This window comes from Lewinella sp. W8 (genome assembly GCF_004375085.3).
Lineage (GTDB): Bacteria > Bacteroidota > Bacteroidia > Chitinophagales > Saprospiraceae > Neolewinella.
Genome location: NZ_SNAQ03000009.1, coordinates 144,373 through 169,664, shown reverse-complemented (window position 1 = coordinate 169,664; position 25,292 = coordinate 144,373). Strand labels below are relative to the sequence as shown.

General features: G+C 50.6%; 16 protein-coding genes and 1 pseudogene. 6 read left to right on the top strand and 11 right to left on the bottom strand.

Annotation, left to right across the window (positions count from 1 at the left end; all coding sequences use genetic code 11):
* Positions 1 to 54: 54 nt before the first annotated feature.
* Positions 55 to 4,782 (bottom strand): caspase family protein, encoded by a 4,728-nt coding sequence (locus E1J53_RS12025; protein ID WP_134273195.1) that lies wholly within the window; start codon positions 4,780 to 4,782, stop codon positions 55 to 57.
* On the bottom strand, positions 4,775 to 6,043 hold the full coding sequence (locus tag E1J53_RS12020) for a transposase (RefSeq protein ID WP_134273194.1): 1,269 nt from the start codon (positions 6,041 to 6,043) through the stop codon (positions 4,775 to 4,777). Before E1J53_RS12020 ends, E1J53_RS12025 begins: the two co-directional genes overlap by 8 nt.
* 380 nt (positions 6,044 to 6,423) lie before the next feature.
* On the opposite strand from E1J53_RS12020, the pseudogene E1J53_RS12015 reads away from it, so the two are divergent.
* Positions 6,424 to 6,567 (top strand): annotated as a pseudogene (locus tag E1J53_RS12015) (group II intron reverse transcriptase/maturase); the annotation flags it as partial.
* 108 nt (positions 6,568 to 6,675) lie between these two features.
* Here the strand turns inward: E1J53_RS12015 and E1J53_RS12010 are convergent.
* Entirely contained in the window at positions 6,676 to 7,296 is a 621-nt protein-coding gene (locus tag E1J53_RS12010) for a hypothetical protein (protein ID WP_134273193.1), read from the bottom strand.
* A 285-nt stretch (positions 7,297 to 7,581) separates the two neighbouring features.
* Here E1J53_RS12010 and E1J53_RS12005 point away from each other — a divergent pair, with 285 nt between their 5' ends.
* Positions 7,582 to 8,742 carry an IS4 family transposase gene (locus tag E1J53_RS12005; RefSeq protein WP_173021464.1) on the top strand — a complete coding sequence of 387 codons (1,161 nt, stop codon included), beginning with the start codon at positions 7,582 to 7,584 and terminating at the stop codon, positions 8,740 to 8,742.
* Positions 8,743 to 8,954: 212 nt separating this feature from the next.
* Here the strand turns inward: E1J53_RS12005 and E1J53_RS12000 are convergent, their stop codons facing one another.
* The 6 genes from E1J53_RS12000 to E1J53_RS11975 all read right to left on the bottom strand — a co-directional run bounded on the left by E1J53_RS12000 (position 8,955) and on the right by E1J53_RS11975 (position 16,935).
* A complete protein-coding gene (locus E1J53_RS12000) occupies positions 8,955 to 9,371 on the bottom strand; it encodes a hypothetical protein (RefSeq protein ID WP_134273191.1) in 417 nt (138 codons plus the stop codon).
* 2 nt (positions 9,372 to 9,373) lie between these two features.
* Positions 9,374 to 9,733, bottom strand: coding sequence for a DUF6864 domain-containing function (locus E1J53_RS11995; protein WP_134273190.1), 360 nt, complete (start codon positions 9,731 to 9,733; stop codon positions 9,374 to 9,376).
* Between the two features lie 1,073 nt (positions 9,734 to 10,806).
* Positions 10,807 to 11,715 carry a DUF4249 family protein gene (locus tag E1J53_RS11990; protein ID WP_173021463.1) on the bottom strand — a complete coding sequence of 303 codons (909 nt, stop codon included), beginning with the start codon at positions 11,713 to 11,715 and terminating at the stop codon, positions 10,807 to 10,809.
* A 65-nt stretch (positions 11,716 to 11,780) separates the two neighbouring features.
* Complete coding sequence (locus E1J53_RS11985) at positions 11,781 to 14,165, bottom strand: TonB-dependent receptor (protein WP_134273188.1); 2,385 nt, start codon at positions 14,163 to 14,165, stop codon at positions 11,781 to 11,783.
* Positions 14,166 to 14,653: 488 nt separating this feature from the next.
* A complete protein-coding gene (locus E1J53_RS11980; protein ID WP_134273187.1) occupies positions 14,654 to 15,250 on the bottom strand; it encodes a transposase in 597 nt (198 codons plus the stop codon).
* A gap of 320 nt (positions 15,251 to 15,570) precedes the next feature.
* The gene (locus tag E1J53_RS11975; protein WP_134273186.1) at positions 15,571 to 16,935 is read right to left on the bottom strand and encodes a hypothetical protein; all 1,365 of its coding nucleotides are present in this window, start codon (positions 16,933 to 16,935) and stop codon (positions 15,571 to 15,573) included.
* 149 nt (positions 16,936 to 17,084) lie between these two features.
* Between E1J53_RS11975 and E1J53_RS11970 the strand changes: the two genes are divergently transcribed.
* The 4 genes from E1J53_RS11970 (at position 17,085) to E1J53_RS11955 (ending at position 23,254) form a co-directional block, all read left to right on the top strand.
* The gene (locus E1J53_RS11970; RefSeq protein ID WP_368671749.1) at positions 17,085 to 17,603 is read left to right on the top strand and encodes an RNA polymerase sigma factor; all 519 of its coding nucleotides are present in this window, start codon (positions 17,085 to 17,087) and stop codon (positions 17,601 to 17,603) included.
* Between the two features lie 86 nt (positions 17,604 to 17,689).
* Positions 17,690 to 18,643, top strand: a complete 954-nt coding sequence (locus E1J53_RS11965) for a FecR family protein (RefSeq protein WP_134273185.1) — start codon at positions 17,690 to 17,692, stop codon at positions 18,641 to 18,643.
* 31 nt (positions 18,644 to 18,674) lie between these two features.
* Positions 18,675 to 21,263 carry a TonB-dependent receptor plug domain-containing protein gene (locus tag E1J53_RS11960; RefSeq protein ID WP_173021462.1) on the top strand — a complete coding sequence of 863 codons (2,589 nt, stop codon included), beginning with the start codon at positions 18,675 to 18,677 and terminating at the stop codon, positions 21,261 to 21,263.
* A 722-nt stretch (positions 21,264 to 21,985) separates the two neighbouring features.
* A complete protein-coding gene (locus tag E1J53_RS11955; protein ID WP_134273183.1) occupies positions 21,986 to 23,254 on the top strand; it encodes an adenylosuccinate synthase in 1,269 nt (422 codons plus the stop codon).
* An 81-nt stretch (positions 23,255 to 23,335) separates the two neighbouring features.
* On the opposite strand, the gene thiL is transcribed toward E1J53_RS11955, so the two are convergent.
* Positions 23,336 to 24,382: a thiamine-phosphate kinase gene (gene thiL / locus E1J53_RS11950; RefSeq protein WP_134273182.1), complete on the bottom strand. Its 1,047-nt coding sequence runs from the start codon at positions 24,380 to 24,382 to the stop codon at positions 23,336 to 23,338.
* A gap of 225 nt (positions 24,383 to 24,607) precedes the next feature.
* Positions 24,608 to 25,279: a rhomboid family intramembrane serine protease gene (locus E1J53_RS11945; protein WP_134273181.1), complete on the bottom strand. Its 672-nt coding sequence runs from the start codon at positions 25,277 to 25,279 to the stop codon at positions 24,608 to 24,610.
* Between the last annotated feature and the right edge of the window lie 13 nt (positions 25,280 to 25,292).

Here is a 25,292-nt window from a genome sequence, read left to right as displayed (position 1 = left end):
AAGATTTTCAAAAAAACGAGCTGTCCAGTTTTTGGGGAAGGCTACAAATTCCTGCTATTCTAAAATCCATGCCATCTTATCGAGCATTTTTGAATGATCTACCAACCAAACTTTAAAGCTGTCTATTGTTTCAACGTACAAATATTCTCCGTCACCAACGAATTTTGTAGTATATGCAAAATCTTTACTATTTCTTACTTCATTTATTAAAGAGCCTTCAAAATTGTAAATTCTAGTTAAACCATCATAACATGTTGTTGCGAACATCTTTCTGCTTAAAGAAGTATCGAAATTTTCTTCATCATTGCAATTAGCATCCTGCCTTTTCAAGGTAGTAATTATTTTACCTTTACCATCCCATAAACAATAAAGACTTGGCAATTCACTATACAGGCCTATAAATAAATTATCTGGCAAAATTTCATCAATAAAAAGCATTCCATCCGATTCATATTGACTCAATAATTCAAATTCAATGAAATCTCGCCCACCATTGCTCCATATCCTAGGTGCAGTGATATTTTCAGTATAATATGGAAAAGTTATAATTCTGTCTCCAAACAATCTATTAAAAAAGTCATGTTCACTAGACATAAATACTAATTCAAAGGATGAATCTATAAATCTCAGCTCATCTGAACAATCATTTCTCATTGGTAAAACACCAATAAGATTGCCAGCATTTTTTGCAATACCACAGACAGTTAAATCGGGAACCTCGAAATCTGTATTGTCTTCCATCTTCCACAAGTCGGTGTAATAGTTTTGACTTGCATCCTGAAAGACAATTCCGAGAACTGTTTTGTTAAGCAATGAGACTATTTGTATAAAATCCAAATCTTGTTGGGAAAGTGGAATCTCAATTGCTTTTCCTTTAGAAATATTGACCAAGAATCGCCGTTCGTCAATAAAATTTAGAAGCTTAAAGTTTCTATCAATACTTTCGAAGTCTTGATAAGTTCTTGATGAAACATGGTTTACTGAAACTGCACTCTGTCTATTAAGTGCATTGTCATAAAATAGTAAATTTATATGACCATTGGTACTTTCGATTATTGTAAGTTCACCGTCATGAAAAGAAAAATCAATTATGGAATCAGTCCTATTTGTTGAATAACTCCATATTATTGCTTTACTATTGATATCGAATATTTTTAGAGATCCATTATAATAAGCACCAATTCTTTCAAATTCAGAATCTACCCTATAATAATTTGTGTTTGAATATTCAAATAAGTTATCCTTCAGAATGACTGGATCTCCATTGAAATCTTGTATTTTTATCCAATCATTGATTTTGATATTTTCTTTACCGGATTTGATTAGGTTATTACTCCTAATTATATAATTTTCAGTTAGGTCCTGTTTGTGAGAAATGGTATCCGATATGATTAATCCGATTTTATTCCATTCCCATATTATTGAGTTTCCATCTCTCGACAATAACCAAATTTTTTCATCAGATAGAAACAATGCCTTTTCAATAAATGCATTGCTTTGATTATATGTACCGACGATGTGTCCATACAGGTTTATGACTTGTAAGGTATTATCAGAATTTCCCGAAGACAGCAATATAAAATCTTCTTTTGGCGAGATATCATAAAAGTCGATTTCATCGAAGTGACGATATTCTGATATCTTTTTTAATTCAGAATTAAGTATCAACAGAGTTGAATCAGAAGACACGACAGATATTTTTTTATTTTCAGAGCTCTGCATATCATATATTTCTCTATCCATCTGAATTGAATTCAAATAGATTTGCTTATATGGATCATACTGAACAAGTTTGCCTGAGTTTTCATTATAGAGGACAATTTGACTTGAATCTTCAAGATAATATGGACTATCATAAATGGGCATGCCGTTGCTTGGGCCGATCGAAATTTTAGAAGTAGAGTATGTTACGGTTGCATTATCGAAAAAGATTACAAAGCCTCCTTTAATTGCAACAAAATTATTAAGAGTTCCCAATTTTGATTTATCGAGTGGAAGCCTCCTTTCTATACCCTCTGAATTTATAATTATTAATTCTTCACTTTCTAACAAAACAGCGAATTTATTTGTATCAAATGCTATGATATCTGAAATATTGGATCCCCAGCTGAAAGACCTTTTGGATCCAGCAATATTAAAAACTATAAGTGTGTCACTTTCGGAAGATGTTGTTATAATATAATTTCCGTAAAAAAAAGGATCCTTGGTAGGATTCCCTAATGACTGAGCAAGATCTAATTTAGATAAACTATTCTCTTGATAATTCCAAAGGTAGAACTCACCAATGCTATCCTCCATAACAATACTATTTGAACCTTCATGGTAATAATCAAATAGTAAATCACTTGAATAAGGCACTTGATATAAAACTGGGTCAAAACTAAACTGACTTGAAATTAAAGAACCATCATAGTTGAAAATGGATATCCCCTCATTTTCCCAAACTAGGATATTTTGTCGGTTTTTGGAAACCCAAAAATCGACTGACCCCGGTAGTATTATATCATACAGATTGGCTTTCCCAGTTGATAGCTTGGAGAGACTGTAAAGCAGTTGAGAATTCTCTTTATTATCAGCATATAAATCCGACAGTATTCTTAAAGCCACAGAGCCATCACCCTCTAAGATTAGATTATCAGCCTCATAAATTGAAGAAGTTGTCAAAGCAGATTTTCTTTCCTTGTTTGCATAGATTCCTAATCCAGATATTATAGCAAAAGCCACAAAGACCACTGACCAGACTTTAATAGTATTCCAGCGTCTTTGATTTTTGCTAGCATTTACGAAAGAATTCTCTTTTCTATTTAGCGAAAGGGGTGATTCTTCGATCAGTTGTAGGTTTGCATTATTATGCCAAAGGAATTTGGATTTTATTTTATTCCGCTCAAAGTCTAGTATGGCATTACCCAGTCGAGAATGAAGCAACAAATTTTCAGCTTTTATTTCCTTGATCCACCCTTGCATCATTCGCCAAGTCCTAACCAAAGCATCATGACTGGGTTCATAATAAACCTGATCTTCGAAATCTTTTCTCGCATTGATCAATCGCTTGTCTATTAGCAGTTTTAAAACTCTAGCAATGCGCACATTTTCCTCCTGTGAATCAAACTCTAATTCGTAACTGTAAACACGCTTGCCGGCAGTTTCTCCTCCTGAAATTGAGACCATTCGCAAAAGCAGTTTACACATTGTCGCTTGTTCTTTGGTGACCTTTACCGCTTTTTCACCAAGAGATTGGTAAGTTTGATCAGCACTAGTTTGTAGCGCTCCTGTCACTCCTCCCAAATTGACATATTCAGCTTTCGAAATATTGCGAAATAGATCGTCTTTGCAATTTTCAAATAATTGCTCCATTGTAAAAGAAAGAAGTGGTAAGGATCCTGGGTAATGAATGACCTCGTCAATTATTTCATCGACCAGATTTATCGGCTGAAAGAATCTACCTACTCTTAATGCGGGCGTAACGATGATCTCCCTCAATTCTTCAGTACTAAAAGGTGGAACTAAGTAGCGTCCTGATTGCCATTTTTTTTCTAACACCTCGGGTATGCCTAATTGTTTTTCAAAATCAATTCTGACAGTAACAATAATTTTTTTGCCCGAAACGATATTTTTTTCTATTGATTTCCAGAACAGTAAAGACTCTACTTTGTTTGATTGAGTTACTAATTGTTCGAGTTGATCGACTATTAGGATGTCATATACACCTATGTTATTTAGCTCCTTCAAGGGCCTCCTACCAGGTTCGATGATCTCAACCTGTAAGTTTTCTGAAAGCCGCGGAACAATTCCAGCTTTTACCAAAGATGATTTTCCAATTCCAGAAGCACCAATTACAACAGTTAAAGCCTCATCTTTAATCTTTTCAAGTAATTCAACAATAGTATCTTTTCTTCCAAAGAATAGTGGCTCGTCACTTGTATCGTATGCACCCAAGCCTTTGTACGGATTTCTAAAATGAATAGGATTTAGGTCATCAGGATTGAACCCATCCATAAAAAATAAGAATTCACCATTATTATGTTTTTTAAGTGGATAAAGTCCTGCATTCTGTTTGTTATTGTTTTTATTAGAGATGACCGTTAAGCGGTTCTGAACGTAGGTAAATAATTCGGAAGTTGTGATAACCTTGTCAGGATTTAAATCAGCCTCACCTTTCAGTCCATCTAATATACATTTGGCGAAAGGAGAATGATCGGCCCCAAGACCATGGTCTATGAAATCCAATGCGGATTGATTTGGAGCAGTTGATGTAAGCACCTGCCAAGATGGACTTTCTATAAAATATTTATAATGTTGTATTGACAGTTTATTATACAGCAAAAAATTAGAAGCGCGGTAGCGTGAAGCCCATCGAATAGCACCTCCAAAACAACAATCAAGTAATAGCAAAAGATGTTTTACTTCCAAATTTCCCAGGCAGTCGATCATCTTTTCCATGGAATACCATGAACTTTTATTCCAGGGCACACCGTTAGAAGGTATCAGATAACCGTTTATACCGTCCTCACTATTCTCGGCAAAACCATGACCGGCAAAATAGACTAGGACTTGTGCGTTATAGTTTACACCTCCTAAACGATCAGGTATGTGTTTTCCGAAATAGTCCTTGAGTGTATCAATATTAGGATTTTCACATAAATCAACCTCAAAGTCAAACTCTTTACTCAACAAATCTCCCAGAGCTCGAATATCGTTTAAGGGGGTACTAAGGCTGTTCAGATGCCCATAGTCTTTTACGCCAACTAAAAAAGCATATTTTTTCATATTATTTTCAGGCATTTGTAAGGTAATTCATTATGACTTTTAGACTTGAACGCTCATCATAATAATTGATATAATGAGCGTCTGCATCAGAGACTGTTCCTGGCATTGATAAATCGGGAAACAATTTCATTCTTTCAACACCTAGCGCTATACCATTCGGAACACCTCTGGAAAAAAGCTCACCTCCAAGCTTGTATAGCTTATCCAACAGTCCTTTACCAGATAAAGTATTATTGAGGTATTGATCCAAGTTTCCAGCTACAACGGTGTATTTAACACCTTCGATTATACCTATATTTAAGTTACTTAAGAAATTGAACGGCTTTCGTTCAGCCACCAAGGTGCTTATGTTATTTTCCTGGCAGTACTGTAACTCGCCACCATTGTGATAGCCCTTATCGGTTAGTACGATGATGCTGTCTTCCCGATATAAACCCAATGCATTGCAACTATCAACCGCTAAATCGCCAAGCGCATTGATGTCACTCTCATTGGTTACTTCATGCGCTACAATCAAATTATCCTTGTCGTCTAATACCTGCTGGACGTTATATCCGACCTCCACGATATTGCGATGAAGCGGTAAGGATCTCGTATCTGGATCCGTCAACCTAATCTGGGTCTCACCCGAGTCTTCCAAGGTTTGATCCAAGCGTTCATACCCCAACCTGCGCTCGTCCAGCTTCTTCAGTAGTTTATCTACTGCTGGCCTTGTCTCTTGCTGGGTCTTTTCATCGGCGGCTTCCCAGTCCTGAAGGGCTTGTTCTATTTGTACATCAATACGATCCAGATGCCGCTTGAACTTTTTCCTATTGAAGTTACGTTTCATGGAGTTCTGGGCTCGGATCTTGGTGCCGTCAATGGCAAAAGTCTCTAAACCTAACATCTCCCAATCTTTCAACAACAGCGGATACTGACGAAAGACATTCTTGAGTGCCTGAGGGTGGTCCTTGCGGAAATCGGCAATCGTATGATAGGCAGGCTCCAACCTACCGGTTAGCCACATCAACTCGATATTGACCCTGCAAGCTTTCTCTAACTTCCTCGACGATCGAATCCCGTTCAAGTAGCCGTACAAATAGATTTTAAGCAATACATCCGAAGCATATCGGCTTCTGCCCTGACTTTTGACTTGCACAAAGCCTAAATCCGCTAAGTCTAACTGGTCTACAAAGGCTTTGATGACCCATACCTCATTATCTGAGGCGATCATCTCCTCTAGCGGCGTGGCAAATAGACCATACTGAATTACGTCCTGGCCTTGTTTTCTAGGCATTCTAGGCGTTTTCTGATTTTAGTATATAAGATAAGAATTTTCGCACAGTCTGACGGTTAGTACATGCGGCGTGCGACGTTAGGAGCATGATCGTCATGTACATTGTGTGTGCCTGGAATGCATATCCTTCGCTTTAAAGATAGCGAGTTTTCTAAGTGGTGCAAGTCCACTGGTAGCGAGTTGGTGAAGCTACCTAGCAAGCCGCAAGGGCGCGTGAGGCGACTCCGGGTCTAAAGTAAGCGGGACTGCAGATACTGGTACGGACGAACAGGAACCGTATAAGAGGCTTTCCGAAGCGGTCAAGGCAGCACATCATGTCAAAGGCCGTAGCCAACAATCTCCGGAAAGTAGATGCGGCCGCGATCAGTAGAAAGAGGATGGCTTACGCCTGGTCCCGCTCCCGCATGGGCGGCTGGGCCATCGCGCAATCGCCCATCATGGGTACTACGGTCACCGAAGCCAGGTTAGCCCAGCGAGGTTATCGGTCTTTCACCAAATATTACGAACAACTTTTCCATGGTTGATGAACCGCCGTATACGAGAACCGTACGTACGGTGGCCCGCCTCCTTAGTCGGGTAAATGTGAGAGGGATAAGGAGTCACTATTGGGTGGCTCTTTACCCTACTCGATTCTATGTCGTATTCATTTTTTCAAAATACCATCCGTTTTTGACGAGAAACTCATCTTTCCTTTTTCTTGCATCATCTATTTCTGTTGGTTCCCATTTTTCTTTCATAGCATCGAAAACATAATTTAGTGAATTGCCTTGAAAACACAAATCGATTTCTTCTTGAAATCTACTATCTTCAAAATAGATTTGCATTTCACCACCAAGTCGTTTTGTTGTTTTTTTTGAAAATTTATGAACTTCTTTCCAATATGTTTTACAGAGTGCGTATTGCCTTTTTAAATCCTCTTGATACTCTTCTTCAAACAAATTCCCTTTCCAATATTTATATCTGCAACCATTATTGAAACTGAGGGTTTTTCCGTGAATGTTTATCTCTGAGCAAAATTTGAAATTCGTCATAATCCTTACCTCTTTCCATCTTATGAAATTTTGTTCCAAGTAATCTAACGCTACAAAATATTCGATTTGATTAGGGTTCTCGTGTTTGTTTTTCACTTCGTTAGATTGATAATTTCCGTTTTTGATTTTCACATTAAAAATAGATTGGAATTGATTTACAACGTCTTCACCAGAGTTGAATTTGAGTTTATGACTTCCAATTATTTCTAATAGACTTCCCATTTTTATTTTTTCTTATGACATAGAACGTGAGCGCCAACGTCAGCCGCGATAGCGGTTGGCGGTGGCGCATTGTTCATGACCATTCAGCCAAGGCCTTCCCAAACATAAGCTTTTTCCCGATACTTCGGGATGCGTAATCCATTGTATCCTTATCTGAATCGAATGCAGGAGTTTTGCCTACTGAATACCCAGCGAAGGCAGCAGTATCTATATGCTCCATTCACTTCCTTTATCCGGAACAGTCCACTTACCTTCATACGGACCATTGGGTTGATCGTCGGCCTGATGCGCAAGTCAACGGCCATCGAGTTATTTGACTTTTTTGCAGGTTTAAACCAGAAGGCGGTGACCAAGTCCGCATTTGTGCAACGCAGGCAGTTCATCAAACCACAGTTTTTTAAAGACTTTTTCCTTCATTCGGCCAAGCAATTTTACGCCTGCTTTTCCCACCATCACACTTTTCGAGGGCTCCGCGTTTTTGCCGTCGATGGCACTGGGCAGCGGCTACCCAGGGAACCCTGGATTGGACAGGCCTTCGGCTATCATCTTAACCAACATGATCGAGTACCCTCCACTCGGATATTGGCCACCTTTGACCTACTGAATAAAATCATTTTTCGCATCGACCTCCATACTCAGAAAAGTGCGGAGATCACCCACGCCTACACCAATGTGGCAAAGCTACCCAAGGAGGCGATCTACGTGTATGACCGTGGATTTGATGGCTACGGCTTGCCGTTTCTACATCGCCGCTACGGCTCTCACTTTGTCATCAGAGTAAAGAAAGGACTTTCACCGGATATAAGAGGCTTCGTCAAAGGGTCTGACAAAGAGCAGGTTATCAATGTTGTGCTAAAAGATCGTGCGTACCGATCCTTACGTGACCTGGGATTAGCCCCGGAATGGAAAGCGATCTTTCCCGTTCGGCTGGTCAAGGTCATTTTACCCTCCGGAGAAATCGAAGTCCTCATGACTAGCCTTATGGATCGTAAACGCTTCCACTATAAGCGGATTGTCGAGCTCTATGGATGGCGCTGGGGTGTAGAAACTGCCTTCCACAATCTGAAGTCCTTTTTGCAGCTCGCACTGGTCTCCGCCTACACTCAACCTGGAGTGGAGCAGGATATCTGGGCCACTTTCTGGAACTATAACATCAACAGTGTCCTGGAATTTTCGACCGAGCAGCAGGTCCAAAAAGCAACCGAAAACCGCCAATATTTCTACCAGATTAACCGGAATGTGGCCGCCGGTTTAATCAAACGGTGGATACCAATTTTCTTCTGCTCTTCAAAGAGTAAATGGCGGGCTAAAACAAAGGTGCTTAAGGAGCAAATCTGCCGCCATCTCGAACCCTACAGACTCCGCCCAAGCCGCGTCCGAAAACGCAGACTCATCAGGGCACAAGAAAGACATATTTACGAATCAAATTATCGCAGTACGTTCTAAAAACGATCAAGGATAATGGCCTCCCGCGAGCTGCTACGCAGCTGGACGAAGTCGTAGTGCCTCAAAGTTAATACTCGCTCACACCTCCCACAAGTCCTTGATTATAGCTCATTTGTCAGTAGCCTAAAATGGCTCCGAAATGGCTTAGCTTAATGGGTTTGGCGCTGTGTTGGCTGCAGATCAAATTTCATATAACTTAACAAAGTTCACAACTATTCTTTCTTATTAAACCATCTATTTGCATATGGATATAAAATTGTACTTAAAGACCCTAAAAACACTAAAGCAATACCAGCAATAAGTATCAAATATTCATAATCTTGATCTTTTTCATCAGTGATAAAATTGACACTAATCGCGATTAATAAAGAACCAATGCTATTGCTAATCAATGCAAGTATCGCAATAAATGGTGTTGTCCGGAGATACTCTAAACTCGCTCGTAAATTTGCAGTTTCTTCTCTTGACTTTTTTAAATCTTTAAGTGTAGTATTATGTCTATTGACCAATTGCTTGATTGCCACCTCATTTTCAAGGAGGTCATCTATCACTATTCTATTTAAAGATCCCCCCTCGTAAATGCTCATCTCATTTACTTCAGGTATTTGCGCTTTATTTTCTCCGTTCATACCTATTTTTTTTCTCCTAACAACCAAGAATAATGCAATAAGTGTCCGCCGGTGCCATTATTCCCATTTAAAGAATAAGTTCTATAATTAAAATAAAGGTCTCTTCCATTTAAGACTCCAAATTTAACTGGATCTACAAAGCCAGCTCCTAGATCTTGGTCATGGTTAATAAGAAGTATTTCTATACCATTTTCCATTCCTTCAATACTTCTTCCTTCATAATGAGGAGTTTCTCTATCTGGATCTTTGATGAACACAAACCTATAAGTCAACCCATTGAATTCAAATGTTATAGGTTCATTTAGGACTCCAACAATTGTTCCACTCGAAAAAACCTCATAGGGTCCAATACTAATTTTCATAATAATTTAATTTAGATACTTTAATTAAGAATACAGATCATTATCCCATTTCTTTCAAGTAAGAGGCACGCTTTAAATAAGTTTACTGCAAAATACAAACTTCAAGAGGATACATATAATTCTCGCGCATTTTTTTAATTATAGCCTCAAGTACAAATTCATTTATCCGATTATTTCTAATTGCTTACCAACTATCAAAATCCTAAGTAATAGTATTCAAGCAATTCTTCAATTTAATAGATTCACAATAATTAGCATCCATTTCTAAAATTAACCAGCCACCAATTTAAAACATTTAAATATTTATATCTACAAAATACCTCATTCAAAATACATTATGCTTTATATTTAAAGTGTGACTAGTAGACAAGTCTATATTTCAACAAATATAGCATGATTTGCAGCCAACATTAAGCCAGGTATCCGCCGCCACGCGCAGCGTGGATGGCCGGGTCCACCTGGTCGTTGAACGAAGCCGACTTTCTATGGGGATGCAATGGTTGGAACAGGGTTGATGAGGTGATTAGTTGATGGGTGTTTTCAGCTTTAAGGTAGGGTTTTTAGGACTAAAAAATCAAATGCCAAAAAAGCTTTCTGGTCAAGGACCGCAAAGCATGCACACGGTTATTCCCGTAGCGGAACACTACGCGGTCGCGGAAGCAGGAACGGTGGGAATAGGTGTGGGCAATCGGGTTATCGGGTAAGGGGGTGAACGCGGGGGGATCAGGAAGTCCACCACGACGAGCGGGCCGCCGCAGATGCTGCACTGGTTGGCCGCCTGGCCGGTAACCTCTTCGGATAATTCCCGCCAATTCAGTTTGGCACCTCGCTGGAGGATGCTGCCCAGTAATTGATGGCACTTACGGAGCCGCGTCGTTCTGTTCCGGGTGGCCAGGATGCCGTAGTATCGAACCTTGCAGAAGCCAGAGGGGGCTCCATTTCCCTGATAGCCTTCCAAAAAAAGAACCGAACGGCCCTCCGCCATCCGGTCCTCCCGCCCCTAAAGGGCTTTCCTGATTAATTCAATCCTTCTATCCTTCAATCCCTCCGTCCTTCCATCATCCAATCCTTCCCTACTCCTCGACCACCTTCTCCGCGCTGCTGACCGCAGCGACGTTGAAGACCCCCAGGATGGGTTCCTCCGTCGCAACGTTGATGACGTTGCTGGGGGAGTTGGCCACGGGGATGCCGAAGATGCCGTTGTCGCCGTTGGTGATCTGGTCGCGGGCGATGGAGAGGAAGGCGAAGGCCTCGGTGCTGATGGACCACAGGTCCACCTCCACCTTGTCCCCGTCCACGAGGGGGATGGGGGCGCCGTTATCGTCCAGCTTGTTGATGCCGAAGCGGATGGGGAAGATGAAGGCAATGCCGTCGGTACCGCTGCCAGCGTCGAAGGTAGCGTCGAAGGCGATGTTGATCTCCTGGGGGCGCTGCAGCAGGGTATCGTTGATGGTGCTGCGGATGAAGTAGGTGTCGCCGATGCCGACGAAGTCGCGGGCGTACACCTGGGCGTAGAGGCCCTCGTCCAGGGCGAGGGATTCTTCCTCAAACTGGATGCTGATGGAATCGATCACCGGCACCCGCTTGAGGGGCGCCAGGGCCGCGTACTGCTCTTCCCCGCGCTGGATGCCGAGGCCGAAGATTTCCCCGACTTCCCCGAGGGTTTCCCCCGGAGCGGGCGTCCAGACGTACTGCCCGTTGGTGGTGTGCTCGAAGACGAAGCAGTTGCTGCCGATCTCGGTCTGGCACACCACCACCTGGGCGTCGGTGACGGTGGTGGGCAGGCGGTTGTCGAAGAAGTCCTGCGTCAGGGTCAGGTTGATCGTCTGGGGGACGGACTCGTTGGTGAGCCAGGCGTCCACCACCAGTTGGGGCTCCTCGAAGCTGGAGGGCAGATCGATGGTGTCTTCACAGCGGAGGAAGAGCAGACTCACGGCCAGAAGTGGCAATCCGAGACGGACTATGTTGATGATGTTTTTCATGGCTTTACCCATTTTTCTTGGCACCCGCGCTATGTCGCCCAAAAAGCGGCCGCGGGTGGAGGTGTTTACTGGAATTTGAAGTTGTAGCTGATGCTGGGGATGATGCTGCCCACCACGCTGAGGCGGATGGCCTGGGTGTCGACGGGCTGCCCGACGAGCGGCCGTCCCTCGACCTGATCGCCGAAGACGGTGAAGGGGTTGCGGCGGGCGTAGAGGTTGTAGACCCCGAAGACCCAGGTGCCCCGCCAGCGCTTGTCGGCCTTCTCGGGGTTCGGCTTGATCGTCACCGAAAGGTCGAGGCGGTGGTAGTCCGGGATGCGGAAGTTGTTCCGTCCGTCGCCGTCGTTGTTGGGCACGAAGTAGCCCAGCTGGTAGTAGCCACTGGTGGCCAGCGTGAGCGGCGTGCCCGTGTTGTACACGAAGGTGGCGCTCAGCTCGGTCCGCTCGCTCAGGTCGTAAAAGCCCGTGATGTTCAGGTTGTGGGTCTGGTCGAAGCGGCTGGGGTACCACTCGTTGTTGTTCACGCCCTCCACCAGCCGTTCGGTGCGGGAGAGCGTGTAGCTGACCCAGCCGTTAAAGCGTCCCTTGACTTTCTTGAATTGCAGCTCGGCACCGTAGGCCCGGCCTTCACCCACCAGGACCTGCCCCTCCACGAATTCGTTCAGCACCAGGTCGGCGCCGTCGACGTAGTCGATCAGGTTGTCGAAGTCCTTGTAGTAGCCCTCCAGCGAGAACTCGTAGGCATTGTCCTTGAAGTTGCGGAAGTAGCCCAGGGCAAACTGGTCGGCCAGCTGGGGATCGATGTTGTTCGTGCTGGGCGTCCAGATGTCCAGCGGGATGGAGGCCGCCGTGTTGCTCAGCAGGTGGATGTACTGGGCGGTGCGCTGGTAGCTGGCCTTCAGGGAGCTGGCCGGATTGAGCTGGTACTGCAGCGACACGCGGGGCTCCAGGTTGAACCATTCCTTGATCACCTCGCCGCGTTCGGTGGGGGTGATGCCGGTCAGGGGGCGCGCCAGTCCTTCGGCGGGGGCTTCCCCGAAGGTGTAGAGGTTGCGGCCGCCCAGGTAGGCGAAGTGGGAGAGGCGCAGGCCGTAGTTGAGCTTCATGCGCTGCTTAAAGATACTCTGCTCGTTCTCCAGGAAGATACTGTTTTCCAGCGCCCACTGATTGGTGATGCTGATGTTGATCTCCTGTCCGTCGCTGACCGCCACGGCGTTGGCGGGCTCGAAGCGGTAGTAGATCGTCTGTCCGCCGAAGCGGACGACGTTGTCGGGGTTGATGAAGTAGCTGAACTCCGGCTTCAGGCTCAGGTTGATGATGCTCGCGTCCCAGTTGAAGGCGTCTTCGTTCGGGTCGTCGCCGAAGTCGATGGCGTAGTCGTAGTCGCTGTAGTAAAAGGTCAGGTTGCTGAACAGCCGGTCGTTAAACAGGTGGTTCCAGCGCAGGGTGGCCGTGGCGTTGCCCCAGCTGAAGCCGGCCTGATCGCCGGGCTTGAAGACGTCGCGTCCCAGGTAGCCGGAGAGGAAAATCTGGTCCTTGTCGCTGAATTTGTAGTTCGTCTTCAGCGTCAGGTCGTAGAAGTTCAGGGCCGTCCCCGAAAGGCCATCACCGAGGAAGGGGGCGGCCAGCACGTCGATGTAGGAGCGGCGGCCGGCCAGCAGGAAGGAGGATTTGTCCTTGACGATGGGGGCCTCGATGCTCAGGCGGCTGAAGATGGTCCCGATGCCGCCCTGGGCCTGAAATTTCTTGTTGTTGCCCTCCTTCATCCGCACGTCAAGGATCGACGACAGTCGCCCGCCGTAGCGGGCGGGGATGCCGCCCTTGTAGAGCTTGACGCCCTTCACCGCGTCGGGATTGAAGACCGAGAAAAAGCCGAAAAGGTGGCTGGAATTGAAGACGGGCGCTTCGTCCAGAATCACCAGGTTTTGGTCAATGCTGCCCCCGCGTACGTTGAAGCCCGCAGCGCCTTCGCCCACGGTCGTTACGCCGGGCAGCAGCTGGATGCTGCGCAGTACGTCCACCTCCCCGAGCAGGGCGGGTAGCCGCTCGATGGTGGCCATGTCCAGCCGTTCCACGCTCATCTGCACGGTGCTGACGTTCTGGTCCTCTTCTTCGGCGGTGACGACGATTTCCTGTAGTTGGGTGCCGGCTTCGGACAGCTCAAAATCCTGGGTGATGTTGCCGAGCAGCTGGAGGGTTACCCGCTGGTCGTCGTAGCCCAGGTAGGTGGCCACGACGACGTAGTCACCGGGATCCACGGTGAGGCTGTAAAATCCGTATTCGTTGGTCGTGGTGCCCCGGGTGGTACCCTCCAGGAAAACGGTGGCACCGATGAGGGTTTCGCCGTTGCTCGCGTCGCGAACGTAGCCCTTCATGGTTACCTTATCCTGAGCGGCGAGGCTCGAAACGGCAAGGACGAAGAGCAGGGCAAGAAAATAAAATTTGCGCATGCTAGGTTGTTTGGGGAGCCCGCAACTGGGCCAAGGCTTAGAGCTTTTTGGGTTTTGGTTTGCTGGCTTGATTGAAGTTCAAACAAGCATTTCAATGAAATTCGCCACAAAGGACGCCGCGATATCTTTAATGGATTGTTAAACGACCTCCTTTCTCTACGAAATCGCCTACTTAATCTACCAGCAGACATTTGTGTTCAACCGCCGTCCCGGAAATTGGTCCGCTTCTCGGCTTAGGGCGAAGATTTGGGCGACGTCCCGAGTTCCGTTTGCTCGTCGGGATCGCCGAATTAAATTAATTGCGGCGGAGCGCAGGTGCAGAGGGGGGCGGGGAAACCTCCCTTGCACCTCGAAGGGTGCGCAGGACCTTTGCGTGTGCTTCCAGAAATCCATGATTGGCGCTGATTCCTGAAATTTCCCCCGAAGGCACTCTCAAAGGAGCTGTCCGACTGCGTCAGGCCAGCACGCTTCGAGGAGCCGAGGAAGATTTATGGCTCCAGGATTTTGGCCCAAAAAATGTTGTCTTGTTGCTCGTGAGCTTCTAGGAATTGCTGTCGACTACCGAAAAGGGAAAGCACCTTTTGTGGGTTGATGAGCGCTTGGTTATTTGACCTCAAGTATTCTTGAAAGGAAGTCCATGGATAGTCTTTGTATGAACGGATGAAACCGTGTTTCTGGGGATTGAAGTGTAGGTAAAGGATAAGCGTCCTGAAGTATTCTTTTAAGGCAACGAGCTTGCGTTCGAATTTTCTTTCAAATAGGCCGCTTACCCTACGGTATCGGTTATTGTATCGCTTGGCGTAGGCGTTTTGTAGGTGTCCAATCACTCTGGATAAACCATGGGGATCCTTTAATCTGAAGGGGGCGAGATTCTCGGCGGAATGTGTGCTGATAACCAGGTGAAAATGATCAGGCATGAGTGCATAAGCATGGAGAACCCCTATTTCAGGTATATACTTTTGCAGCAGTCTCTTGAAGACCTGAAAATCTTCCGCTTCCTGGAAAATAATTTCACGGTCAATACCTCGGTTGAAAATATGGTAGTAACCGTTAGGATAAAGTGGTGTAGGGTGTTTCTTAGGCATATCCTTAAGGTAGGAGAAAGCTTTCGAATTTACCAACCTTCCTGCACCTCGAAGGGTGCGCAGCACCTTTGAGTGTGCTTGCGGAAATCCCTCACTTGTGCTGATTACTTGAAGTTTCCCCGAAGGCACGCTCAAAGGAGCTGTCTGACTGCGTCAGGCCAGCGCGCTTCGAGGAGTCGAGGAAACCTCCCTTGCACCTCGAAGGGTGCGCAGCACCTTTGAGTGTGCTACGGGGAAGCCCCCCAGCCCCACACAAAAAAAGCGCGGCCGGGAATCCGGCCGCGCGAAGAAATACTAAAAGATAGTGTTAGGCTTATCGTTTATTCCTGGCAGGAGGCCAGGAGTCGGGCGTAGGCTTCCGGATCTTCAATTTCCGTGGGGGCATCGCTGGTCGGGAGGGTAACGGAGAAGGGATAGACGAAACTCACGTCCCGGTCGCCGGCCTCGGCGCGGACGCGCGCCATCTCCCGCAGGTTATTTACCGTGAATACCTGGTCGCCAACCGCCAGGTCGAGGGGGTAGACGAAGCGGAAGCAGGGCGCTTCGATCTCGTCACTCGCCCGACAGGCCGCGATGCGGCGGCGGTATTCCCGGGCGTTGTTGACCAGCACGCGGCGGTCGCGGTCGTCGTAGGTGACGATGATGGGGAAGACGATGCTTACGTTACGTCCACCGGCGCGGGCGATCACGCGCCGCCACTCGGCGAAGCTGTTCACCCGAATCACCCGGTCACCCACCATCAGGCGGATGGGAAAGTTGATGGAGAAGCAACCCGGCGTGCGGTCCTCCACGCAGCTTTCGCGAATGTCGCGCAGCTCCTCGCGGCTCTCCACCGTCAGGGGAGCATCCTGCCCGGGTACGACGACCGTTACGGGGAAGTTGACTTCCACGGACGCACCGCGTCCGGCTTCCACCACGGCATCACGCCATTCCTGGTAGCTGTTCACCGTTACGGTGGCGCCATCAATGGTCAGGTCCACGGGGAATACGTAGCGGAAGCAGGGGTGTCCGCGTTCGTCCACCCGGTCGTTGCGGATGGCGCAGCGACGGCGGAGGCGCTGCAGGGCCACGGCATTCTCCAGGGTCAGGGTGTTGTCGCCCACCGTTACGGTGATGGGGAAGTTGATGCGAATGGTAGCACCGCGGCCGGCTTCCTGAATGGCGGCACGCCATTCTTCCCCGCTGTTTACCGTTACGGTAGCGCCGTCAATGGTCAGGTCAATGGGGAAGTTGTAGGTGAAGCAGTCGCGCTGCCCGTCGTTATCCCCGGCGCAACGATCCACGAGGGCGCGGAAGGCGGTCGCGCCGGCGATGGTCCGGGCGTTATCTTCCTCTCCGTTGATCAGGACCGTGATGGGGAAGTTGGGGCGCAGGGCCCCCATGTTGCCACGGACGTCCGTGAGCAGGGCCTCCAGTTCTTCGTCGCTCTCCACGGTCACTTCCGTGCCGCCGCGGAGGCTGAAGGTTACGGGGTAGACGAAGGTGAAGCAACGATCGCTCTTGGTCAGGGTGCTGGTCGCCTCCGCTGGCGGCAGGGCCAGGGCGACGATCTCGTTCATTTCAAAGTCGGCTTCCAGGGTCGGTTCGATGCTTTCCTGAAATTGATCTTCATCGCAGCTCGTGAAGAAAAAACCGAGGCCGCAAAGCAGCAGCGCAAGGGGCATTGTTTTAATGATGGTACGCATGGATTTTGATTTGGGTATTAATTGGCAACGTGCCAGTTAAGAGTGATGGGATTATGTTGTTCCAGTGGCGCCGCGGAACATTTTCTTTAATCCCCTGGACAATTTTTACCCTACCTTTCGAGTCAATTTTTCTGAAAAATTATTTTTCCGTGGAAGATTCAGGCCCCGCCGGAGTATGTGAGGAATCGGTTTTTGACCAGACCTTTTTGCGGGTGGCACCCCTGCTGCGCAATTTCCTGCTTTACCGGACGGGCGACGCCGAGCGGGCCGCGGATCTGGTCCAGGACGCCTTCCTCAAACTCTACGAAAATTGCAGCAAGGTCATTCCCGAAGCGGCCAAGGCCTGGCTCTTCCGGGTAGCGGAAAATTTATTCCTCAAGCAAATCCGCCGCACGGTCGTCGCCGAAAAGTATACCGACTGGGCCAGCCACCGGACGGAAGACGCCCCCTCGCCCGAAGCCGTCCTGGAAGAAAAAGAATTTCACGAGCAGCTGATGGGGGCCATCGCCAATCTCCCCGAAGGCGCCCGGGAGGTGTTCCTGCTCAACCGGATGGATGGCCTGAAGTACCGGGAAATTGCTGAGCTGCTCGACATCAGCCAGAAGGCCGTGGAGAAAAGAATGCACCGCGCCCTGACGACTTTGCGGGAGTTGCATCCCGGTATTTAAAAAAATCTTCCCGCAGGGGTAGGGTATTCGGGAAGTAAGGGATTACAGTCAGCAGAAAGCCCTGCTTTCACCAATTGACCATCACCATGGCAGACGAAAAATTCTCGGACGACACGCTTTTGGCCCGCTGGATCAGCGGGGAGCTGGAGGACGGTGAAGAAACCGCCCTGCGGGCCCGTAGTGACTTCGGTGACTACGAGAAAATCGTCGCGGCCATGGATAAGGTCTCCCTCCCGGCTTACGACGCTCGGGCGGAGTTGGGGCGCCTGCGGGCGACCCTGGCCAAGTCCCCGGCCACCCCCAAGTCCACGGCATCCCGCGGCATCGCCCTAAGACTCGTGCCCTGGATGGCCGCCGCCGCCGCTCTGGTGGGCGTTCTGCTATCCGTGTGGTTTCTCTTCCCTGGTTCTTCCAATCAGTTCGTTAGTGCACCCGGCAGCACGGAAGTCATTCGGCTGCCCGAAGGGTCCACCGTACGCCTGAACGCGGACAGTGAACTCCGCTTCGATCAACCCGAAGGACAGCGGCAGGTAGCCCTTACCGGAGAAGCCTTCTTTGAGGTGGAAAAAGCCGCCGAGCCGTTTTCCGTCAACACGTCCCTGGGTACCGTAACGGTACTGGGAACGGCCTTCAACGTCTACACCCGCGACGGCTTCATGGAAGTTGGTTGCACGGAAGGACGCGTGTCGGTCAGCTTCGCCGGCGTACGGGATACCTTTCTGCTGACGCCCGGAAAATCGGTTGCCTACGCGGACGGCCAGACGCCCGTCACTGCGGATACCCTGGCCCGGGAGATTACCGACTGGCTGGACGGCAGCTCCCGTTTCTCCCGACGGCCCCTCGCCGAAGTGCTGGCCGAGTTGACCCGACAGTATGATCTGGAACTGTCCGCTCCCGAAGGCCTGTTGGACGGCGAGCCGATCACGGTCACCTTCCCGAATGACGATTTACCCCTGGCCCTTGAGGTCATCTTCGATCCAATCACCCGATTGACGTATAAATTAGAAGGCCGCCGCCTGGAGGTCCTTCCGAATGAATAATGGCATGCCTCAGCAAACGAGGATCCGGATAGTGTTTTGGCTTTTTCTGTGGGGCGCGATGATGAGCCTCCACGGACAGTCACCGGACGCCTTCTCCCTTTCCGCCGAGTACACGGACGTACCACTGAAGGATGTCCTCCAGTCGCTGGAAACGGAACGGGGCCTGCGCTTCTCCTTTCAGGATGCCGATCTCGAAGGCATCCGCGTTTCTTGCTCCTTCCGGGCGGCAGATTGGAACTGGGTGGAGCAGCGACTGTTGGGCGCCTACGGCCTCCAGGGACGCTGGCTCCGGGAAGGCTACGTCACGGTAAGGCGTCTGGCCGAAGGTGCTGATCGGGAGTGGAGAATTCCCCTGCACATTGTCGATCCGGAGGGGAAGGGACTGTCCTTCGCCCAGATCGGCCTGCTCGGAAGCCGCGCCGGTGGGGTAGCGGATGAGGAGGGTAGTATGTCCTTAAGGCTCTTCTCTTCCGTGCGGGATACCCTCCTGGTGTCGAACCTGGGGTTCGAGCAACAACGCTTATCCCTCCGTGACCTGCTCCTTTCCCCCGATCAGGTTATCCGGCTAACGCCCCTGGCCGTCGAGTTGGGGACCATCGAAATCCGGGAATACCTCACGGACGGTATCTTGGCTTCCCCCGACGGTCGCCGACTCACCCTCACTCCCAACGCCAGCGCCAATGTTCCCGGTTTCGTGGACCAGGAGGTTTACCGCCTGGCCGGCCTCCTGCCCGGCATCACCAACCAGGGCGAAACGGCGGGCAACCTGAGTATCCGTGGGGGGAGCCGGGATCAGAACCTGATCCTCTGGGACGGGATTCCCGTCTACTCCCCGGGGCACTACTTCGGGATGATCTCCAACTTCAGCCCGGAGCTGATTGACAAAATGCAAATCCTGCGCGGGCAGGCGGATGCCGCCTTCGGCGGTCGCGTTTCCGGACTGATCAATATGGAAACGGACCGGGAGGTCGTCGATCACCTGCAGGGTGGCGCCGGACTGAGCCTGCTCGGCGTCGACGGTCACCTGAAGGTGCCCCTGGTGGCCGGTTCGTCGGACCTCCACCTTGCCGGTCGGTCCTCAGTGGACTTACTCCTGACCGGCCCCACCTACAGCAGCTACCGGGACGGTGTGCTGCAAAGCGCCAATCTGCACGAGATCTTCGGTGGAGAGGAAACCGAATCCTTCAACTTCCGCGAACTCAATGGTCGCCTGCACTGGGACATCGGCCGGGAAACGGACCTCACGCTGAGCGGATTCACCCAGTACGACCAGTTCACCTATGCTTCCACCGGCACCCGGCAGTTTACGGATGCCCTGGAAACGGATAACCACGGACTTGGACTCAACCTGCGCCAATCGGTTGGTAAGGGAGAAAGTATTCTCCTGCAGGCGGCCTTTACGCGCTTTGAAAATCAGGGGGGGAATCAATACTCCGCCCGGAACACCGAAATTTCGGAGTCAAGGCTCAGCGGCATCGAAGAATACTCGCTCCGGGCAGAATACGAGCGCATCACGCCGGAAAATGGTCGCTTCAAGGTCGGGCTACAGGGGCAGCAGTTTGCGCATACCCTCGAGTTGACGGGGATTAATACCCTGGTATCCGACCGGGAGCGGCGGGCCGTTAACGAAGGAGAAGCCCAGGCGATGGCCGCCTTCGGTAGCTGGGCCTGGAACCGACCCTCTTCGCCACTGAGCGTTGAGGTCGGACTGCGGGCACAGTACTACGCCCCCACGGACGAGCTGTTTTTTGAGCCCCGTCTGGACGGAAGCTATCGGGTCGGTAAGTCCTGGTGGTTAAAGGCCGGATTCGGTGAGACCCACCAGTTTCCCGTTGAGCTGATTGACTTTAATCCGGAGTCCGTCGGCAACAGCGCTGCACTCTGGGTCCTGGCCGATGGAGAAAAATTCCCCGTGGCCAACGGCCGGGAGGTCAGTCTTGGTTTTACCGGTCAGCCTGGCTCCTGGTTCTTTGACGTGGAGCTTTACTACAAACGGATCAATGGACTCTCCTCCACCTCCCTCGATATTGATCAGCTGGACAACGTTTTCGTGGAGATCACTTCCCGCAACCAGGGACTCAACGCACTCCTCAAAAAAAGAATCGGCCCCTGGCGCAGTTGGGTAATCTATACCCTGAGTAAATCGGAATGGGAATTTCCGGGAAGACGCCGCCCGCCCGTCCCGGCCGATAATGATCGCCGCCACGAACTACAGCTGATGAACAGCTTTTCCGTGGGGCCCTGGACCGCCTCCCTCGGATGGCGGTGGCACACCGGAGCACGCTTCACCCGGGTCCTCAGGGTCCGGGAAGAGGTGGTGGACGACCGGGTACGGGCCCGCCTCGATTACGGCCGACTTAATGCTATCACCCTGCCCGCCTTTCATCGCCTGGATTTCTCCCTCTTCTACAACTGGCAACCACCGGATAACTCCTTCCGGGGGCAACTAGGCATCTCCTTCCTCAACGTGTACGACCAGTCGAATATCCTGCACCGACAATTTTTCCTCTCCCGCCGCGACCCCGATCGCCTGAACCCCTCCCGATTCTCCCTCGACATCATCGATACCATGGGACTCGGCTTCACCCCAAACATTAAACTTTCCATCTCCTGGCGCTAGGCGTTTCACAACCCCTCCAGCAGGATGTTGTGCGCGTGAAGCATCCCGGAATATTCAATTTAGCTGACGCAGGTGCCATGACCTACCCGAAATTAGCATTGCCGGCAGCATTGGCACCGCCCATCTATGCCCCATTAAACGGTCTCTGCCCCTCCTCTTTCCCCAAACTATTCAGGGAAGTGCAAGACTAACCGACTAAAGTACCAACATACTAAAATCCCAGCGCCCTTCCCTTTACATCAAACGTCAAACATCAAAACCCAAGCGCCCCTCCCCAGGACCAGCATCCTTCCCCCTACATCAAACGTCAAACATCAAAACCCAAGCGCCCCTCCCCAGGACCAGCATCCTTCCCCCTACATCAAACGTCAAACATCAAATTCCCAGCGTCCCTCCCCAGTACCAGCGTCCCTCCCCCTACATCAAACGTCAAACATCAAAATCCCAGCGTCCCTCCCCAGTACCAGCATCCTTACCCCTACATCAAACGTCAAACGTCAAACATCAAAATCCCAGCGTCCCTCCCCAAGACCAATGCCCTTTCCTCAACATCAAACGTCAAACTCCAAGCGCCCCTCCCCAGGACCAGCATCCTTCCCCCTACATCAAACGTCAAACATCAAATTTCAAATCTCAAACATCAAATCTCTTCGTACCTTTGACCACGTTTTCGAGGGTACGGCGTGGAATAGTCCACCGCCACCCGCATAAAGCCGTAATTCATGGCCGTAGACGTACTTCTAGGTCTCCAGTGGGGAGACGAAGGCAAAGGAAAAATTGTTGACGTCCTTGCCCCCCAATACGACATTATCGCCCGCTTCCAGGGCGGTCCCAACGCCGGACACACCCTCATCTTTGACGGAAAGAAGTTTGTGCTGCACACGGTACCCTCGGGCATCTTCCGCGCGGGACTGAAAAACCTCATCGGCAACGGCGTCGTCATCGACCCCATCACCCTGAGTAAGGAGTTGGACCAACTCGACGCCGCTGGCGTCGACTACGCCGGCCGCCTCTTCGTGGCCCGCAAGGCCCACCTCATCCTGCCCACCCACCGTTTGCTGGACGCCGCCCGGGAAAACGCCAAGGGCGACCGCAAAATCGGTTCCACGCTGAAGGGCATCGGACCTACCTACATGGATAAAACCGGTCGCAACGGCCTGCGCGTCGGTAACGTGGAAGCCCCCGACTTCCGGGAGCGCTACGAACGCCTGAAACAAAAGCACCTCGACCTTGTCGGTCTCTACCCCTATATCGAGTTTGACCTGGCCGGTGAAGAAGAGAAATGGTTCAAGGCCGTAGAACGCCTCCAATCTCTTCCCTTCGTCGACGGAGAATTCTGGATCAATCAGGCCATCGATGCCGGAGAGAAAATCCTCGCCGAGGGTGCTCAGGGCAGTATGCTCGACATTGACTTCGGGACCTACCCCTTCGTGACCTCCTCCAACACCATCACGGCGGGGGTCTGCACGGGACTTGGCATCGCTCCCCAAAAAGTCGGCGAAGTCATCGGCATCACCAAAGCCTACTGCACGCGGGTCGGAGGCGGCCCCTTCCCCACCGAACTGCACGATGAAGTCGGTGAGTTCATCCGTAAGGAAGGCGGAGAATTCGGCGCCACCACCGGACGGCCACGCCGCTGCGGGTGGATCGACCTCGTTCAGCTCCGCTACACCATTATGCTCAGCGGCGTGACCCAGCTGGTCGTTACCAAGGTGGACGTACTCAATAAGTTCGAAACCCTGAAGGCCGCCGACGCCTACCGCGTGGAGGGTGAGCTCTCCCACGAGCTTCCCTTCGATCTCTGCCACGAAAATTACGAGGCGGTCTACACCGAAGTGCCCGGCTGGAATACCAACCTGACCAGCGTCAAGGAAGAAGCCAACCTGCCCCAGGCCTGCCTGGACTACGTCGCCTTCCTGGAAGAAAAGCTTGGTACCCGGGTCTCAATGGTCTCTACCGGACCCGACCGCGAGGAGCTGGTCATGCGCTAGCAGATGGCTCCTTCTTCCCTACTTTTCCCTTTACTTCCTTAGCCTTAGCATCCTTCCTTCTTCCTTCTTCCTTTCTCTCCCTCAGCCCTCAAAATGATTCCATCCCTGGGCCGTGATGGGGTGAATATTGCCCCCCGTCGTATGGAGCTGCACTCCCTCACTGGCCTCCGTAATCTCACCGGCGATGAAGAGGTCGGGCAGGAACCGGACTTTTTCCACCTCACCCGGATCGATGGTAAAGAGCAACTCGTAGTCTTCCCCTCCGGAGAGGGCTACCGTGATGGGGTCGAGGTTAAATTCCAGGGCCTGAAGTTGGGCTTCCTGGGCGATGGGTACGTTCCCTTCCTCAATGATGGCCCCCACGCCGGAGGCCTTGCAGATGTGCAGGATTTCGCTGGCCAGGCCATCGCTGATGTCAATCATGGCGGTGGGCACAATGTCGTTCTTGGCGAACAGATCGATCATGTCCGTGCGGGCCTCGGGTTTGAGGATGCGCTCGAGTAGGGGAGCGGTCTCTCCGTCGAGCTTGGGTTGCATCTCGGGGTTGCTCAGAAAAACCTGCTTTTCCCGTTCGAGGAGCTGCAGGCCCAGGTAGGCACCGCCGAGGTGCCCGGTGATGCATACCAGGTCGCCGGGTTTGGCGCCACTGCGACGGGTAATCCGACCCGCGGGGGCCCGGCCGATGGCCGTCACCGAAATGATCAGTCCCCGGGTGGAACTGGTGGTGTCTCCCCCCACGAGATCCACGCCGTAAAATTCACAGGCTAGCCGAACGCCGGCGTAAAGCTCCTCCAACGCTTCTACGCTGAAGCGATTGCTGAGCGCAATACTGACCGTGATCTGTTGCGGACGGGCGTTCATCGCGCAGATGTCCGAAACGTTGACCGCCACGGCCTTATAGCCCAGGTGTTTCAGGGGGGTGTAGGCAAAGTCAAAGTGAATGCCCTCCACCAGCATGTCCGTGCTGACGACCAACTGTTCCGGACCGCCGGTGTCGATGATGGCCGCATCATCCCCCACGCCGAGTAGGGTAGTGAGCTGCCGGTGACCGAAGTCCTTCGTCAGGTGGTCAATGAGGCCAAATTCACCGAGTTGGTTGACGTCCGTTCGTTTGGGAGTATCTGCCATAAAGCGTTTCCTGTTCTTGCTAACCTACGATCTCCGCTAGGGCCGTAGCTATTGGTATCCCTTGTAAACCCACGGAAGGACCAGTAGTTTTAAATGTACCAGATTCCCTGGCCCTACCGATAGCGCCGGCACCTGCGCGCTTGCGCCCTGGATCAGGCTTGCTCCGCAAGCCGGTCGGCCTGAATTGAACGTGCTCCGCAAGCTGGTCGACCCGGATTAAACTTCCTACGCATACCGGTCCCTTCCCCGGTCCAGCTCCGGCACGCCGTAACGTTGCCGGAAGAAGAAGCCGCACAGCACCCCAAAGACGAAGCCCCCGATGTGGGCCCACCAGGCGATGCCGCCGCTGGTGTCCCCCAGACTGGCGTAGCCCGCCTGCGATTGCTGGAAGAACCAGAAGCCGAGGAAGACCCAGGCGGCCACGTTGATCCGGAAAAAAAGGAGGTAGCCGCGGATGTTGGACTTGGGAAACATCACGATGTAGGCCCCCATCACCGCCGAGAGGGCGCCGCTGGCGCCCACCGCCGGAATCTGACTGCCGGCGTTGAAGTAGATGTGGCAGAGGCTGGCGGCCAGTCCGCCGAGAAAATAAAAGATCAGGAAGGGGACGTTGCCGATGCTGGCCTCGATGTTGTCGGCAAATATCCACATGTAGAGCATGTTGCCGATCAGGTGCATCCAGCTGCCGTGCAGGAAAATGCTGGTGATGAGGGTGTGGTAATCTTCTCCGCGTTCAAATTCCAGGGGGATGGAGCCGTAGTTGTAGATGAATTCCGCTCCGGCCTCACCCAGGGACGACTGGTAGAAGAAAATCATCACGTTGAGGGCGATGAAGCCGTAGGAGAAAAAGGGGGTGAACCCGCGGTGCACCTGGTCATCACCAATGGGGAAGAACATGCTGGAGAATTAT